The sequence below is a fragment of the Streptomyces ochraceiscleroticus genome (assembly GCF_000720485.1).
Lineage (GTDB): Bacteria > Actinomycetota > Actinomycetes > Streptomycetales > Streptomycetaceae > Streptomyces > Streptomyces ochraceiscleroticus.
The window spans coordinates 66493-79880 of sequence record NZ_JOAX01000039.1 but is presented as its reverse complement, the minus strand read 5'-3'; the positions used below and the strand labels follow the sequence as shown (position 1 = coordinate 79880).

Sequence of the window (13388 nt, the reverse complement as noted above, 5' to 3'; positions counted from 1 at the left end):
ACCGAGATCTACACCTCTCTATTCGTCGGCAGCGTCAGATGTGTATAAGAGACAGGGCTAGGTGAGGGCGACGGGGGATTGCGGGGGTGTGAGGTGATAGTGGGGGAAATTGCCTGGGAGGGGGATTGCGGTGGGTGGGCCTTCGGTTACGGCGTGGATCAGGAGGGGGCCGCCTACGAAGGCTCCGCGCCAAGAGGTGCCGGTGCCGCCGAAGAGTTCCGCGCGGTCGCCTCGGGAGCGGGGGCGGTTGTGGCCGGTCTTGAAGGCGCGGATCTGGGGGGCGAGGCGGGCGTACATCGCCGGGTCGTCGGTGGAGAGGGTGGCGACGAGGGCGCCGTTGGAGGCGTTCATCGCGGCCAGGAGTTCCGCCTCGGTGTCGACCAGGACGATTGTGTCGACGGGGCCGAAGGGCTCGGCGTGGTGGAGGGGTGAGGACGGGGGCGGGGCGCGAGGAGGGTCGTCGGGGGGAGGTAGGCGGCGGTGTCCTGGGACGGGAGGAAGCGGCCTTCGGCGAGAGAGCCCTGGTGGAGGGGTACGGCGCCGCGAGCGATGGCCTTGGTGGTGAGGTCGGCGAGTTCCTTGGCCTTGGCGGCGTTGATCAGTGGGCCGTAGTCGAGGACGGGGAGCGGGTCGGCGGGGTCGGCGACCGCCAGGGGATGCCCGAAGCGGATGCCACGTACGGCCGGGAGGTAGGCGGCCAGGAAGTCGGCGAAGGCGGAGCGCTGGACGACGAAGCGGGGGTAGGCGGTGCAGCGCTGCTTGGCGTACTCGAAGGTCTTGGAGAGGAGTGGGGTGAGGGCGGGCCAGTCGGTGTACTCCCACAGGCCCCACGTGTTGAGGCCCTCCTGCTCCAGAATGTGGCGTTTGCCCAGGTCGGCAACTGCCGTGGCGATGCGCGCGCCGGCGTCGCGGCCGCCCACGAAGGAGACGCAGCCGATCTCCGGCGAGCGGACGAGGGCAGGCGAGAGCTCGCTGCCGGACCCGCTGACGAGGGAGAGGGGCACACCCCTCACGGCGGGCCAGTGCACAAGCCAGGGTGAGGCAGGCCACGCCGCCGTCGGTCGGGGTCTTACCGATCACGGCATTGCCTGCCAGTGCTTGTACCAGCATCGCGTGAACGAGCACGCTCATCGGATAGTTCCAGCTGGCGATGTTGCTCACCGGGCCCTGGAGCGGCGAACGGTCGGTGATCATGTGATCGACCTCGTCGACGTACCAGCGGACGCCGTCGATCGCCCGGTCCACGTCCGCCTGGGCGAGTTTCCAGGGCTTGCCGATCTCCCACACCAGGAGGAGCGCGAGCAGCTCCCGGTGGGCAGCGAGGGCGTCGAGGGTGGCGGCGATACGGGCCTTGCGTTCGGTCAGCGGTACGTGGCGCCAGGCGCGGTGCTGGTCGAGGGCCGCGCGTACGGCCCGGCCCGCGTTGCCGGCGGTCAGACGGGGCGGTCCTGCGATGGGGGTGAGGTTGTCGACGGGGCTGGTCGCGGGCAGCGGGGTGCCGTCCGCGTGCCAGGTGGCCGCCCAGAGGTTCAGTACACGGTCGTCGTGGAACGCCTCGGGGGCCGTGGCCAGGCATCGCGCCCAGGCGTCGGGCCAGGCTGTGCCCGGTTTCAGGGAGAGGGAGGAGGGAGGGGAGGAAGTGGTGGGGGTTCGCTCCCCCTGCGGTGACTTTGGCTTCGGTGCCTGGGTTCCGGTCGGTTCTGGCGCCTGGGTTCCGGTCGGTGCTGGTGCCTGGGGTCCGGTCGGTTTCGGTGACGGCATCGGTTCCGGTGTCGGCGTCGGTGTCGGCGTCGGTGTCGGCGTCGGTGTCGGCGTCGGTTCCGGTGTCGGCGTCATCGCAGGTCCTCCCACTGTTCGCGTACCAGGCGTGCCGTTTCGGTGGGGGTGGTGCCGACGCGTACGCCTGCCGCTTCCAGTGCCCGGCGCTTGCCCGCCGCCGTACCGGATGAGCCGGAGACGATCGCGCCCGCGTGGCCCATCGTCCGGCCTTCGGGGGCGGTGAAGCCCGCGATGTAGGCGACGACGGGCTTGGTGACGTGGGCGGCGATGAAGTCGGCCGCGCGTTCCTCCGCGTCACCGCCGATCTCGCCGATGAGGACGATCAGCTCGGTCTCGGGGTCGGCCTCGAAGGCGGTGAGGCAGTCGATGTGGCTGGTGCCGATGACCGGGTCGCCGCCGATGCCGACGCAGGTCGAGAAGCCGGTGTCGCGCAGTTCGTGCATGAGCTGGTACGTGAGGGTGCCCGACTTGGACACCAGGCCGATGGGGCCGGGCTGCGGGGCGATGTCGGCGGGGATGATGCCCGCGTTCGACTGGCCGGGGGTGATCAGGCCGGGGCAGTTCGGGCCGATGACGCGGGTGCCGCGGCGGCGGGCGTGGTGCTGGAAGGCGACCGCGTCGTGTACCGGGATGCCCTCCGTGATGAGTACGGCCAGGCCGATGCCCGCGTCGGCGGCCTCGGTGACGGCTGCCTCGGCGAACGGCGGCGGTACGAAGATCACGGACACGTCCGCGCCGGTGCGGTCGACCGCTTCGCGCACGGTACCGAACACGGGCACGGCCCGGTCGTCGAGCTCGACCACGCGGCCCGCCTTGCGCGGGTTCACGCCGCCAACGATCTCGGTACCGGCCGCGGACATCCGGCGGGTGTGCTTCATGCCTTCGGCACCGGTCATGCCCTGGACGATGACCTTGCTGTCCTTGGTGAGGAAGATTGCCATGAGTACGCGCCTCCTGGGGGCGTCGGTACATGGGATTCGGTACGAGGGCGTCTGTATACGAGATGGGGTATGTAGCGGTGTGTAGGGGATCTCAGGCCCCGACGTTCGCCGCCAGCTCCGCCGCCCGCTTCGCCGCGGCGTCCATCGTGTCCGCGCGGTGCAGGAGCGGGTGGGGGTACTCGTCCAGTACCGCTCGGCCGCGTTCGGCGTTGTTGCCGTCGAGGCGTACGACCAGGGGTTTGGTCAGGCGTACGCGTTCCAGGGCCGCGACGATGCCGTGCGCGACCGCGTCGCAGGCGGTGATGCCGCCGAAGACGTTCACCAGGACCGAGCGCACGGCTGGATCGGCCAGTACGACCGTCAGTCCGTCCGCCATGACCTGGGCCGACGCACCGCCGCCGATGTCGAGGAAGTTCGCCGGGCGGGCGCCGCAGCCGGCGACCACGTCGAGGGTGGACATCACCAGTCCGGCGCCGTTGCCGATCACGCCGACCTCGCCGTCGAGTTTGACGTAGTTCAGGCCCTTGGCGGCCGCCGTGCGTTCGAGCACGTCCGCCGAAACCTCCCCGGCTCCCCCGACTCCCCCGGCTCTCCCTGCTCCTTCGGCTTCCCCGAGTGCGCCGCCCCCGGGATGCCCGTTCCCGTACTCCTCCCCCACACCCCAACGCCCCTGCCTATACCGCGCGTTGTCATCCAGCGTCACCTTCCCGTCCAGTGCCACGATCACCCCATCGGCCGTTCGCACCAGCGGATTGACCTCGACGAGCAGGGCGTCCTCGGCGGCCATGACGCGCCAGAGTGCGCGCAGGGTCGGTACAACGTCGGCCGGCAGGTGTGCCGCGTCCGCGATCCGGCGGGCGACTGCCTCCGTCACGCCCTCCCCCGGGTCGATGGGGATGCGGGCCACCGCGTCCGGGCGCGCGGCGGCGACGTCCTCGATGTCCATGCCACCCTCGGCGGACGCGATGGCCAGGAACGTTCCGCAGGCCCGGTCGAGTGCGTACGAGACGTAGTACTCCTCGGCCACCTCGACCGGTTGGGCCAGCATCACCGACCGCGCCATATGCCCCTTGATGGCCATCCCGAGAATCTGGCGCGCCGTCAGCTCGGCCGCTGCCGGGTCCGCGGCCATTTTCACGCCACCCGCCTTGCCCCTGCCGCCCGTCTTGACCTGGCCCTTGACGACCACCCGGCCGCCCAGGCGGGCCGCTGCCGCGCGGGCCTCGGGGGCGGTGCGGGCCACCTCGGCCGGTGGCACCAATACGCCGTAGGAGTCGAAGAGTTCTCGTGCTTGGTGTTCGAACAGGTCCATGCCCGCTCCTTGTGTCGATCGAAGGATCGATCTCTGCACGCCCCCTGGACATCGATCAGCCGATGCGGGATAACAAGGTTCATACAGTATTCGTCGACTGTATGCAATCGACCGGCCAACGACTGAACCTGCCTTCCAGGGACTCGACTTGAGCCAGTACGGACTTTCCGGAGGCCAGGCCGGTCCGGTCTTGGAGGCCAGTACGGCCCGGTCGCCGACCCCTACGAAGGGACGCGTATCGCCATGCCCGACGACAACAAGGACCCCCAGGACACTCAGGACCTCATCTCCGGCGGGCACTTGGTCGCCAAGGCGCTCAAGGCGGAGGGCGTCGACGTCATCTACACGCTCTGCGGCGGCCACATCATCGATATCTACGACGGCTGCGTGGACGAGGGCATCGACGTCGTCGACGTACGGCACGAGCAGGTCGCGGCGCACGCCGCCGACGGGTACGCGCGGATCACCGGCAAGCCCGGTTGTGCCGTGGTCACCGCCGGCCCCGGTACGACCGACGCGGTCACCGGCATCGCGAACGCCTTCCGTGCCGAGTCGCCGATGCTCCTGATCGGCGGGCAGGGCGCCCATACGCAGCACAAGATGGGGTCGCTGCAGGACCTGCCGCACGTGGACATGATGGCGCCGATCACCAAGTTCGCCGCCACTGTGCCGGACACGGCGCGCGCCGCCGACATGGTGTCGATGGCGTTTCGGGAGTGCTTCCACGGTGCGCCCGGGCCGTCCTTCCTGGAGATGCCGCGCGATGTGCTGGACGCGAAGGTGCCGCGCGAGAAGGCGCGGGTGCCGAAGGCGGGGCAGTACCGCGCCTCCACGCGTACGGCGGGTGATCCGGAAGCCGTCGAGCGGCTGGCAGATTTGCTGGCGCACGCGGAGAAGCCGGCGATCCTGCTGGGCAGCCAGGTGTGGACGACGCGCGGGACCGCCGCCGCGGTGGAGCTCGTACGGACGCTGAACGTACCGGCGTACATGAACGGCGCGGGGCGCGGCACGCTGCCGCCCGGCGATCCGCACCACTTCCAACTCTCCCGGCGGTATGCGTTCGCCAACGCCGATCTGATCGTGATCGTCGGAACGCCTTTTGACTTCCGTATGGGGTATGGAAAACGCCTCTCCCCCGACGCCACCGTCGTGCAGATCGATCTGGACTACCGGACCGTCGGGAAGAACCGTGACGTCGATCTGGGGATCGTGGGAGACGCCGGGCTCGTACTGTCGGCCGTCACGCAGGCCGCGTCCGGGCGGCTGAACGGCGGGGCCGGCAAGCGCAAGGAGTGGATCGAGGAGCTGCGGACAGCGGAGCGTGCGGCGCTGGAGAAGCGACTGCCGCAACTGCGCTCGGGCGCCGACCCGATCCACCCGTACCGGCTGGTCAGCGAGATCAACGACTTTCTGACGGAGGACTCGATCTACATCGGGGACGGCGGCGACATCGTCACCTTCTCCGGGCAGGTCGTGCAGCCCAAGTCGCCGGGGCACTGGATGGACCCGGGGCCGCTGGGGACGCTCGGCGTCGGCGTGCCGTTCGTCATGGCGGCGAAGAAGGCGCGGCCGGACAAGGAGGTCGTGGCGCTCTTCGGGGACGGCGCGTTCTCGCTGACCGGGTGGGACTTCGAGACGCTGGTCCGTTTCGACCTGCCGTTCGTCGGGATCGTCGGCAACAACTCCTCGATGAATCAGATCCGTTACGGGCAGCGCGCGAAGTACGGGGACGCGCGGGAGCGGGTCGGCAACACCCTCGGGGACGTGCCGTACGACCAGTTCGCGCGGATGCTCGGCGGTTACGGCGAGGAGGTGCGCGATCCTGCGGACATCGGGCCGGCGCTGCGGCGCGCCCGGGAGTCCGGCAAGCCGTCGCTGATCAACGTCTGGGTCGATCCCGACGCGTACGCCCCCGGAACCATGAACCAGACCATGTACAAGTGACCGGATCGTGTACAAGTGAGGTGACTGTGCTGTGACAAGTCACGGTGGGACCAAGGCACTTGAGGGCATTCGCGTCCTCGACATGACACACGTCCAGTCCGGCCCGTCCGCCACGCAGCTGCTCGCCTGGCTGGGGGCCGACGTGGTCAAGCTGGAGGCGCCGAGCGGTGACATCACCCGCCGGCAGTTGCGCGACCTGCCCGACGTCGACTCCCTGTACTTCACGATGCTCAACTGCAACAAGCGGAGCATCACACTCAACACGAAGACGGAGCGCGGGAAGGAGATCCTGACCGAGCTGATCCGGCGCTCCGATGTGATGGTGGAGAACTTCGGGCCGGGCGCGGTGGATCGTATGGGGTTTACCTGGGATCGCATACAGGAGATCAATACGCGGATCGTCTACGCCTCCATCAAGGGGTTCGGTGAGGGGCCGTACACCAACTTCAAGGCGTACGAGGTGGTCGCCCAGGCCATGGGCGGGTCGATGTCGACCACGGGCTTCGAAGACGGTCCGCCACTCGCCACGGGCGCCCAGATAGGCGATTCCGGGACCGGGATCCACGCCGTCGCGGGGATTCTCGCCGCGCTCTTCCAGCGGGAGAACACCGGTCGCGGGCAGCGTGTGAACGTGGCGATGCAGCACGCCGTACTGAACCTGTGCCGGGTGAAGCTGCGGGACCAGCAGCGTCTCGCGCACGGGCCGCTCGCCGAGTATCCGAACGACGACTTCGGGGACGAGGTGCCCCGCTCCGGGAACGCGTCCGGCGGCGGACAGCCCGGGTGGGCCGTCAAGTGCGCACCGGGCGGGCCCAACGACTATGTGTACGTCATCGTGCAGCCCGTGGGCTGGCAGCCGATCACCGAGCTGATCGGCCGCCCGGAACTCGCGGACGATCCCGACTGGGCGACTCCCGAGGTACGCCTCCCCAAGCTCGGGAAGATGTTCCAGCTCATCGAGGAGTGGTCCTCGACGCTGCCCAAGTGGGACGTCCTGGAGCGGCTCAACGCCCACAACATCCCCTGCGGTCCGATCCTCTCCACCAAGGAGATCATCGAGGACGCGTCGCTGGTCGCCAACGAGATGGTCGTCGAGGTCCCGCACCCCGAGCGCGGCACCTTCACCACCGTCGGCTCGCCCCTGAAGCTGTCCGACTCCCCCGTCGACGTCGAGCGCTCACCGCTGCTCGGCGAGCACAACGAAGCGGTGTACGTCGGCGAGCTGGGGCTGGGCGACGAGGAAGTGGCACTGCTCAAGGCGAACGGAGTGATCTGACCGATGGCGCAGGACACCACGACGCAGGACACGACGACAGAGGCGGCGGTCGCGGGCGGTGCGTCGCCACGTACTTCCGTGCCCGCCTACGACAAGGACGCCGTGCGGGCCGTACTGCAGGCCGCGCGCTCCGAGGGGCGGACCGCGCTCACCGCTCCCGAAGGCAAGCTGCTCACGGACGCGTACGGGATTCCGACGCCGGCCGAGGGGCTGGCGGAGTGCGCGGACGACGCGGTCGCGCTGGCGGACCGGATCGGCTTCCCCGTGGCGCTGAAGATCGTCTCGCCGGAGATCCTGCACAAGACGGATGCGGGCGGGGTGCGGGTGGGTCTGAACTCCGCGGCGGAGGTGCGCGGCGCCTTCACGGCGATCGTGAGCAACGCCCGGGCGTACGCCCCGGCGGCCCGGATCAGCGGCGTGCAAGTACAGCAGATGGTGCCCGAGGGCGGTCAGGAGGTGATCGTCGGGGCGGTCACCGACCCGACGTTCGGAAAGGTCGTGGCCTTCGGGCTGGGCGGGGTGCTCGTGGAGGTGCTGAAGGACGTCACCTTCCGGCTGGCGCCCGCCTCGCACGAGGACGCGGAGTCGATGCTGGACGGCATCCGGGCGGCGGAGGTGCTGCGCGGCGTACGGGGCCGCCCCGCCGTGGACCGCGCGGCGCTGGCCGACCTGATCGTACGGGCCTCCCAACTGGCGGCGGACTTCCCGGAGATCGCGGAGGTCGACCTCAATCCGGTGTTCGCGTCGGCGGACGGGGTGCTCGCCGCCGACGTGCGCGTGCTGCTCAGCGAAGGCCCCGCCAAGGAGCGCCGGCGGTATTCCCGTGAGGAAATCCTGGGCGCGATGCGGCGGCTGATGCGGCCGCGGTCCGTCACGGTCATCGGCGCGTCCGGCGAGCCGGGGAAGATCGGCAACTCGGTGATGCGCAACCTCATCGACGGCGGCTTCCCCGGGGACATCCATCCGGTGAACCCCAAGGCCGATGACATTCTCGGCCGCAAGGCGTACAAGACAGTGATGGATGTGCCGGGAGATGTCGATGTGGCGGTCTTCGCCATCCCCGCGAAATTCGTGCCCGCGGCCCTGGAGGAGGTCGGCCGCAAGGGCATACCGAACGCCGTGCTGATCCCGTCGGGCTTCGCGGAGACCGGCGAGCACGCGCTGCAGGAGCGGATCGTGGCGATCGCCGAGGAGCACGGCGTACGCCTGCTGGGGCCGAACATCTACGGCTACTACTCCACCTGGCAGGACCTCTGCGCCACCTTCTGCACGCCCTACGACGTGAAGGGGTCCGTCGCGCTGACCTCGCAGTCCGGTGGCATCGGCATGGCGATCCTGGGCTTCGCACGGTCCACGAAGACCGGGGTCTCGGCGATCGTCGGGCTCGGCAACAAGTCGGACGTGGACGAGGACGACCTGCTGACCTACTTCGGCGAGGACGAGAACACGCAGTGCATCGCGATGCACCTGGAGGACCTCAAGGACGGCCGGGCCTTCGTCGAGGCGGCGCGGGAGACCGTGCGCAAGAAGCCGATCGTGGTGCTCAAGGCGGGGCGCACGAGTGCGGGGGCCCGGGCCGCGGGCTCGCACACGGGCGCGCTGGCGGGCGACGACGCGGTGTACGAGGACATCCTGCGGCAGGCAGGCGTCATCCGGGCCCCGGGCCTGAACGACATGCTCGAGTACGCGCGGGCGCTGCCCGTGCTGCCCACCCCGCAAGGTGACAACGTCGTCATCATCACCGGCGCCGGCGGCTCCGGGGTGCTGCTCTCCGACGCGATCGTGGACAACGGGCTGTCGCTGATGACGATCCCGGACGACCTGGACGCGGCCTTCCGGCGCTTCATCCCGCCCTTCGGCGCGGCGGGCAATCCCGTGGACATCACCGGCGGCGAGCCTCCGTCGACCTATGAGGCGACGATCCGGCTGGGCATGGAGGACCCGCGCATCCACGCGCTGGTGCTGGGTTACTGGCATACGATCGTCACCCCTCCCATGATCTTTGCCGAGCTAACGGCCCGCGTCGTCGCGGAGTTCCGCGACCGGGGCATCGAAAAGCCGGTGGTGGCGTCGCTCGCCGGAGACACCGAGGTCGAGGAAGCCTGCGCGTACCTCTTCGCGCGCGGGGTGGTCGCCTACCCGTACACCACGGAGCGCCCGGTCGCGGTGCTCGGCGCGAAGTACCGCTGGGCGCGGGCGGCGGGGCTGCTGGGAGGCGCGTCATGACCTAACGCGGCGTGCGAGTCCCGCGAGCACGAAGAGAACGGACAGGGGGCGCTGGCCAGGCTTCTTCGACGCAAGGGGTTCGACATGACAACAACCGATGCCCCAGCGGGTGCCCCGTACCGGGAGGTGCGGGACCGCAACGGACGGGTGTACCGGATCGGCGAGCGCGACCGGGACATCCTGGGCCGGCCCCGCTGGACGATGGTGCTCCTCCCGTGGGTCGGCATGATGGGCATCAGCTCGTCGGAATACGCCTTCACCTCGGCCGAGGACACTCTGCACGACGCGCATCTGTGGAGCAGCGGGCACATCTTCTGGCTGCTGGGTGTGTGGGTGTTCTTCCAGGCGGCGGTGGGGTTCCCGGCGGGGAAGCTGCGCGAGAGCGGCCGGCTGCCGGCCCGTAACGCCATGATGCTGGGCGCCTTGGGGACGTTCCTGGGATACCTGTCCCTGGCGTTCGCGCCGCACGTCGCCGTCGCGTACATCGGCTTCGGCGCCTTCAGCGGGATGGGCGCCGGGCTGGTCTACGCGACCTGCGTGAACATGGTCGGCAAGTGGTATCCGGAGCGCAAGGGCGGCAAGACGGGCCTGGTCAACGGCGGTTTCGCGTACGGCTCCGTGCCGTTCGTCTTTCTCTTCACCGCCTATCTGGACCTGAGCAACTATCAGGTGGTGCTGGTGTCCGTCGGCGCGGTGCTCCTGATGGTCGTGGCGAGCGCAGGGTGGTTCTTCAAGGATCCGCCGAAGAACTGGTGGCCGGAGCACGTCGATCCGCTGTCGGTCTCCGACGATCCGCGGATCCGGCGTGCGCTCGCGAAGAACCCGCCGGCGGTCAAGCAGTACACGCCCGCCGAGGCGGCCCGCACTCCCGTCCTGTGGATGATGTGGTTCTGCCTGCTCTGTACGGCCGGCATCAACATCTTCGGCATCGCCTTCCAGGTGCCCTTCGGGAAGGACATGGGCTTCGCGGGCGGCATCGTGGCCACGGCGATGTCCCTGAAGGCGATCGTCAACGGCACCGGGCGCGGCGTCATCGGCTGGATCTCCGACCGGTACGGGCGCCGCAACACGCTCATCTTCGTGTGCCTGGTACTGGGCAGCGCGCAGATCGGTGTGCTCGTCTCGGGGACGCTGCAGAGCCTGCCGTTCTTCTTGATCTGTTCGATGGTCTCCGGATTCGGCGGCGGCGCGATCTTCCCGCTGTTCGCCGCGATGACCGCCGACTTCTTCGGCGAGAACAACAACGCCACGAACTACGGGATGGTCTACAGCTCCAAGCTCGTCTCCGGGCTGGTCGGCTCGGGCCTGGGAGCGGTCGTGGTGGGTGCCTGGGACTACCGGGGCGCCTTCGTACTCGCCGGCGGTATCGGCTTCTTCTCGGCCGTGCTGGCCGTCTTCCTGCGCCAGCCGGGCCGGCCGGCCGCGCGCGCCATCCAGCCCAATCCCCGTCCGATCAGCAGGGAGGCGATGTGAGATGACCGCCGAGGACATCACGGCCCCGAGAGCGGGCCGGGTACGTGACCTCACCGACGCACAGGGCCGCGTCTACCGGGTCGGCATCACGGACCGGGAGATCCTGGGCTATCCGCGCTGGACCATGGTGCTGCTGCCGTGGGTGGCCATGATGGGCATCAGCGTGTTCGAGTACGCCTACGGGGCCGCCGAATCGACGCTCTCCGAGGCACACCACTGGAGCCACACCGGCACGTTCTGGGTGCTGAGCGTGTGGGTCTTCTTCCAGGCGGCGGTGGCCTTCCCGGCCGGCCGGCTGCGCGAGAAGGGCGTGCTGACCAGCCGGGCGGCGATGCTGGCCGGCTCGGGCCTGGCCCTGCTGGGCTTCGTGAGCCTCGCGCACGCGCCGTCCCTGTGGTGGGCGATCGTCGGCTTCGGTGTGCTCGGCGGCACCGGCTCCGGTCTGGTGTACGCGACGTGCATCAATACGGTCGGGAAGTGGTATCCGGAGCGGCGGGGCGGCAAGACGGGTTTCGTCAACGGTGGCTTCGCCTACGGTGCGGTGCCCTTCATCTTCCTCTTCTCGTACGGCTTCGACGCCGGGAACTACCGCGGGGTGCTGGACCTGGTGGGCCTGTACGTGCTGCTGGTGACGGCGGTGGCGGGAATGTTCTTCAAGGACCCGCCGAAGAACTGGTGGCCGGAGCACGTCGACCCGCTCGCGCGCCCCAGTACGGGGCGCACGGCACAGGCGCTGCGCAAGAACCCGCCGGCGGCGGGACAGTTCACACCCCGCGAGGCGGTGCGTACCAAGATGCTGCCCCTGATGTGGGCGTGCCTGCTCTGCACCGCGGGCGTGTCGATCTTCGGCATCTCCTTCCAGGTGCCGTTCGCCAAGGACGTCGGCTTCGGCCCGCTGGTCGCGGCGTCCTCCATGGGCATCATGTCGGTGGTCAACGGCACCGGGCGCGGCGTCGTGGGCTGGCTCTCGGACCGCCTCGGGCGGCGCCTGACGCTCACCTACGTGTGCCTCGTCCTCGGGCTCGCCCAGTTCGGCGTCCTGTGGGCGGGCGAGAGCGCCAACGAGCCGCTGTTCCTGGTCTTCGCCTTCGTGTCCGGCTTCGGCGGCGGCGCGTTCTTCCCGCTCTTCGCGGCCCTGGTGCCGGACTACTTCGGCGAGAACAACAACGCGTCCAACTACGGCCTGGTCTACAGCTCGAAGCTGGTCTCAGGACTGCTGGGCGGCGGCCTGGGCGCCGCTGTGGTGGCCGCGTGGGGCTACGACGGGGCGTACGCCACGGCGGGCTGTGTGGGGCTGCTGGCGGCCGTGCTGTCGCTGTTCCTGAAACGGCCGGCGGAACGGACAGGGGTGACGGCCTGATCCCCGTACGCTCGCCGCATGAGCATACGATCTTGTGACCTCGAACCGTCGGGGCCGTTCCCGCCCGGCGTGACAGTGCGGAATCCGCGCCCCTCGGACCACGCGGTGCTCCAAGGGGCGCTGACCGACTGGTGGGGCGGCCAGGGCGGCGAGGCGGGGGCGCAGCAGCGCCGCCTCCTCGTGCCGCGGCTGTTCCTCCAGCACTTCTCGGAGACGAGCTTCTTGGTGGAGCGGGCCGCTGAGGGCTCCTCCGGGGGTGGCTCCGAAGGCGGGGCGGCCGGTGGGGCCGCCCTACGGGCGTTCCTCATCGGCTTCCTGTCCCAGACGGACCCGGAGACGGCGTACATCCACTTCGTGGGTGTGCATCCGGAGGAGCAGCGCGGCGGCCTGGGCAGCGCGCTCTACCGCCGCTTCTTCGATGTGGCCCGTGGCCACGGCCGGTCCCGCGTCCGCGCCATCACCAGCCCGGCGAACCGGAACTCCATCGCGTACCACACGCGGATGGGCTTCCGTATCGAGCCGGGTGACCGCACGGAGGACGGCGTGGGCGTCTGCACGGATTACGACGGTCCGGGCCTGGACCGGGTGTCCTTCGTACGGGAGCTGTGAGAGCTGTGCCCGGTGGCGGCGTCAGGCGCCGTTCGCTTCCGCTCCCGCGCTCTGCGCGATCGCTTTGTGGTGCCGGACGACCTCTTCGATGATGAAGTTGAGGAACTTCTCGGCGAATGCCGGATCGAGTTTGGCGTCTTCGGCGAGCCGGCGCAGCCGGGCGATCTGCGTGGCCTCACGTGCGGGGTCGGCGGGCGGCAGGCTGTGCCGGGCCTTGAGCTCGCCGACCTGCTGCGTGCACTTGAAGCGCTCGGCGAGCAGGTGCACCAGGGCGGCGTCGAGGTTGTCGATGCTGCCGCGCAGGTACAGCAGCCGCTCCCGCGCCGCCTCGTCCGATACAGAGGCCGCGTCGGAGCGCGGTTCTCCGCCGGCCGTGGTCGGCGCGGCGGGCGTCCACTCGCTCATGTGGTGTCGCCAATCTGGGTCGGGTAGTGCGTGATCGTGGGGCACACTACCCGGCCCGGACGC

The 13388-nt window shown here is 69.7% G+C and carries 9 protein-coding genes and 1 pseudogene; 6 read left to right on the top strand and 4 right to left on the bottom strand.

Annotation, left to right across the window (positions count from 1 at the left end; all coding sequences use genetic code 11):
* Positions 1 to 57: 57 nt before the first annotated feature.
* The 3 genes and pseudogenes from IG84_RS38420 to IG84_RS0134225 all read right to left on the bottom strand — a co-directional run bounded on the left by IG84_RS38420 (position 58) and on the right by IG84_RS0134225 (position 4032).
* Positions 58 to 1614 (bottom strand): annotated as a pseudogene (locus IG84_RS38420) (aldehyde dehydrogenase family protein).
* A gap of 218 nt (positions 1615 to 1832) precedes the next feature.
* On the bottom strand, positions 1833 to 2720 hold the full coding sequence (sucD, locus tag IG84_RS0134230) for a succinate--CoA ligase subunit alpha (RefSeq protein WP_031066288.1): 888 nt from the start codon (positions 2718 to 2720) through the stop codon (positions 1833 to 1835).
* 91 nt (positions 2721 to 2811) lie between these two features.
* Positions 2812 to 4032: an ATP-grasp domain-containing protein gene (locus tag IG84_RS0134225; protein WP_031066285.1), complete on the bottom strand. Its 1221-nt coding sequence runs from the start codon at positions 4030 to 4032 to the stop codon at positions 2812 to 2814.
* 243 nt (positions 4033 to 4275) lie between these two features.
* Here IG84_RS0134225 and IG84_RS0134220 point away from each other — a divergent pair, with 243 nt between their 5' ends.
* From IG84_RS0134220 to IG84_RS0134195, 6 genes are all read left to right on the top strand, one after another.
* Positions 4276 to 5976, top strand: coding sequence for a thiamine pyrophosphate-binding protein (locus IG84_RS0134220; RefSeq protein WP_031066282.1), 1701 nt, complete (start codon positions 4276 to 4278; stop codon positions 5974 to 5976).
* A 31-nt stretch (positions 5977 to 6007) separates the two neighbouring features.
* The gene (gene frc, locus IG84_RS0134215; RefSeq protein WP_031066280.1) at positions 6008 to 7252 is read left to right on the top strand and encodes a formyl-CoA transferase; all 1245 of its coding nucleotides are present in this window, start codon (positions 6008 to 6010) and stop codon (positions 7250 to 7252) included.
* A 3-nt stretch (positions 7253 to 7255) separates the two neighbouring features.
* Entirely contained in the window at positions 7256 to 9478 is a 2223-nt protein-coding gene (locus IG84_RS0134210; RefSeq protein ID WP_245659702.1) for an acetate--CoA ligase family protein, read from the top strand.
* A gap of 84 nt (positions 9479 to 9562) precedes the next feature.
* Positions 9563 to 10951: an OFA family MFS transporter gene (locus IG84_RS0134205; RefSeq protein ID WP_031066273.1), complete on the top strand. Its 1389-nt coding sequence runs from the start codon at positions 9563 to 9565 to the stop codon at positions 10949 to 10951.
* A 1-nt stretch (position 10952) separates the two neighbouring features.
* Positions 10953 to 12311: an OFA family MFS transporter gene (locus IG84_RS0134200; RefSeq protein ID WP_051862783.1), complete on the top strand. Its 1359-nt coding sequence runs from the start codon at positions 10953 to 10955 to the stop codon at positions 12309 to 12311.
* Positions 12312 to 12329: 18 nt separating this feature from the next.
* Positions 12330 to 12920: a GNAT family N-acetyltransferase gene (locus IG84_RS0134195; RefSeq protein ID WP_031066267.1), complete on the top strand. Its 591-nt coding sequence runs from the start codon at positions 12330 to 12332 to the stop codon at positions 12918 to 12920.
* Positions 12921 to 12941: 21 nt separating this feature from the next.
* Here IG84_RS0134195 and IG84_RS0134190 read toward each other — a convergent pair whose 3' ends face one another.
* Positions 12942 to 13325, bottom strand: coding sequence for a chorismate mutase (locus IG84_RS0134190; protein WP_037801220.1), 384 nt, complete (start codon positions 13323 to 13325; stop codon positions 12942 to 12944).
* Positions 13326 to 13388 lie beyond the last annotated feature (63 nt).

Coding starts and splice junctions, on each gene's coding strand:
- IG84_RS0134195 (WP_031066267.1), top strand. CDS start 12,330: ATGAGCATACGATCTTGTGACCTCGAACCGTCGGGGCCGTTCCCGCCC.
- sucD (WP_031066288.1), bottom strand. CDS start 2,720: ATGGCAATCTTCCTCACCAAGGACAGCAAGGTCATCGTCCAGGGCATG.
- IG84_RS0134220 (WP_031066282.1), top strand. CDS start 4,276: ATGCCCGACGACAACAAGGACCCCCAGGACACTCAGGACCTCATCTCC.
- IG84_RS0134190 (WP_037801220.1), bottom strand. CDS start 13,325: ATGAGCGAGTGGACGCCCGCCGCGCCGACCACGGCCGGCGGAGAACCG.
- IG84_RS0134225 (WP_031066285.1), bottom strand. CDS start 4,032: ATGGACCTGTTCGAACACCAAGCACGAGAACTCTTCGACTCCTACGGC.
- IG84_RS0134205 (WP_031066273.1), top strand. CDS start 9,563: ATGACAACAACCGATGCCCCAGCGGGTGCCCCGTACCGGGAGGTGCGG.
- IG84_RS0134200 (WP_051862783.1), top strand. CDS start 10,953: ATGACCGCCGAGGACATCACGGCCCCGAGAGCGGGCCGGGTACGTGAC.
- IG84_RS0134210 (WP_245659702.1), top strand. CDS start 7,256: ATGGCGCAGGACACCACGACGCAGGACACGACGACAGAGGCGGCGGTC.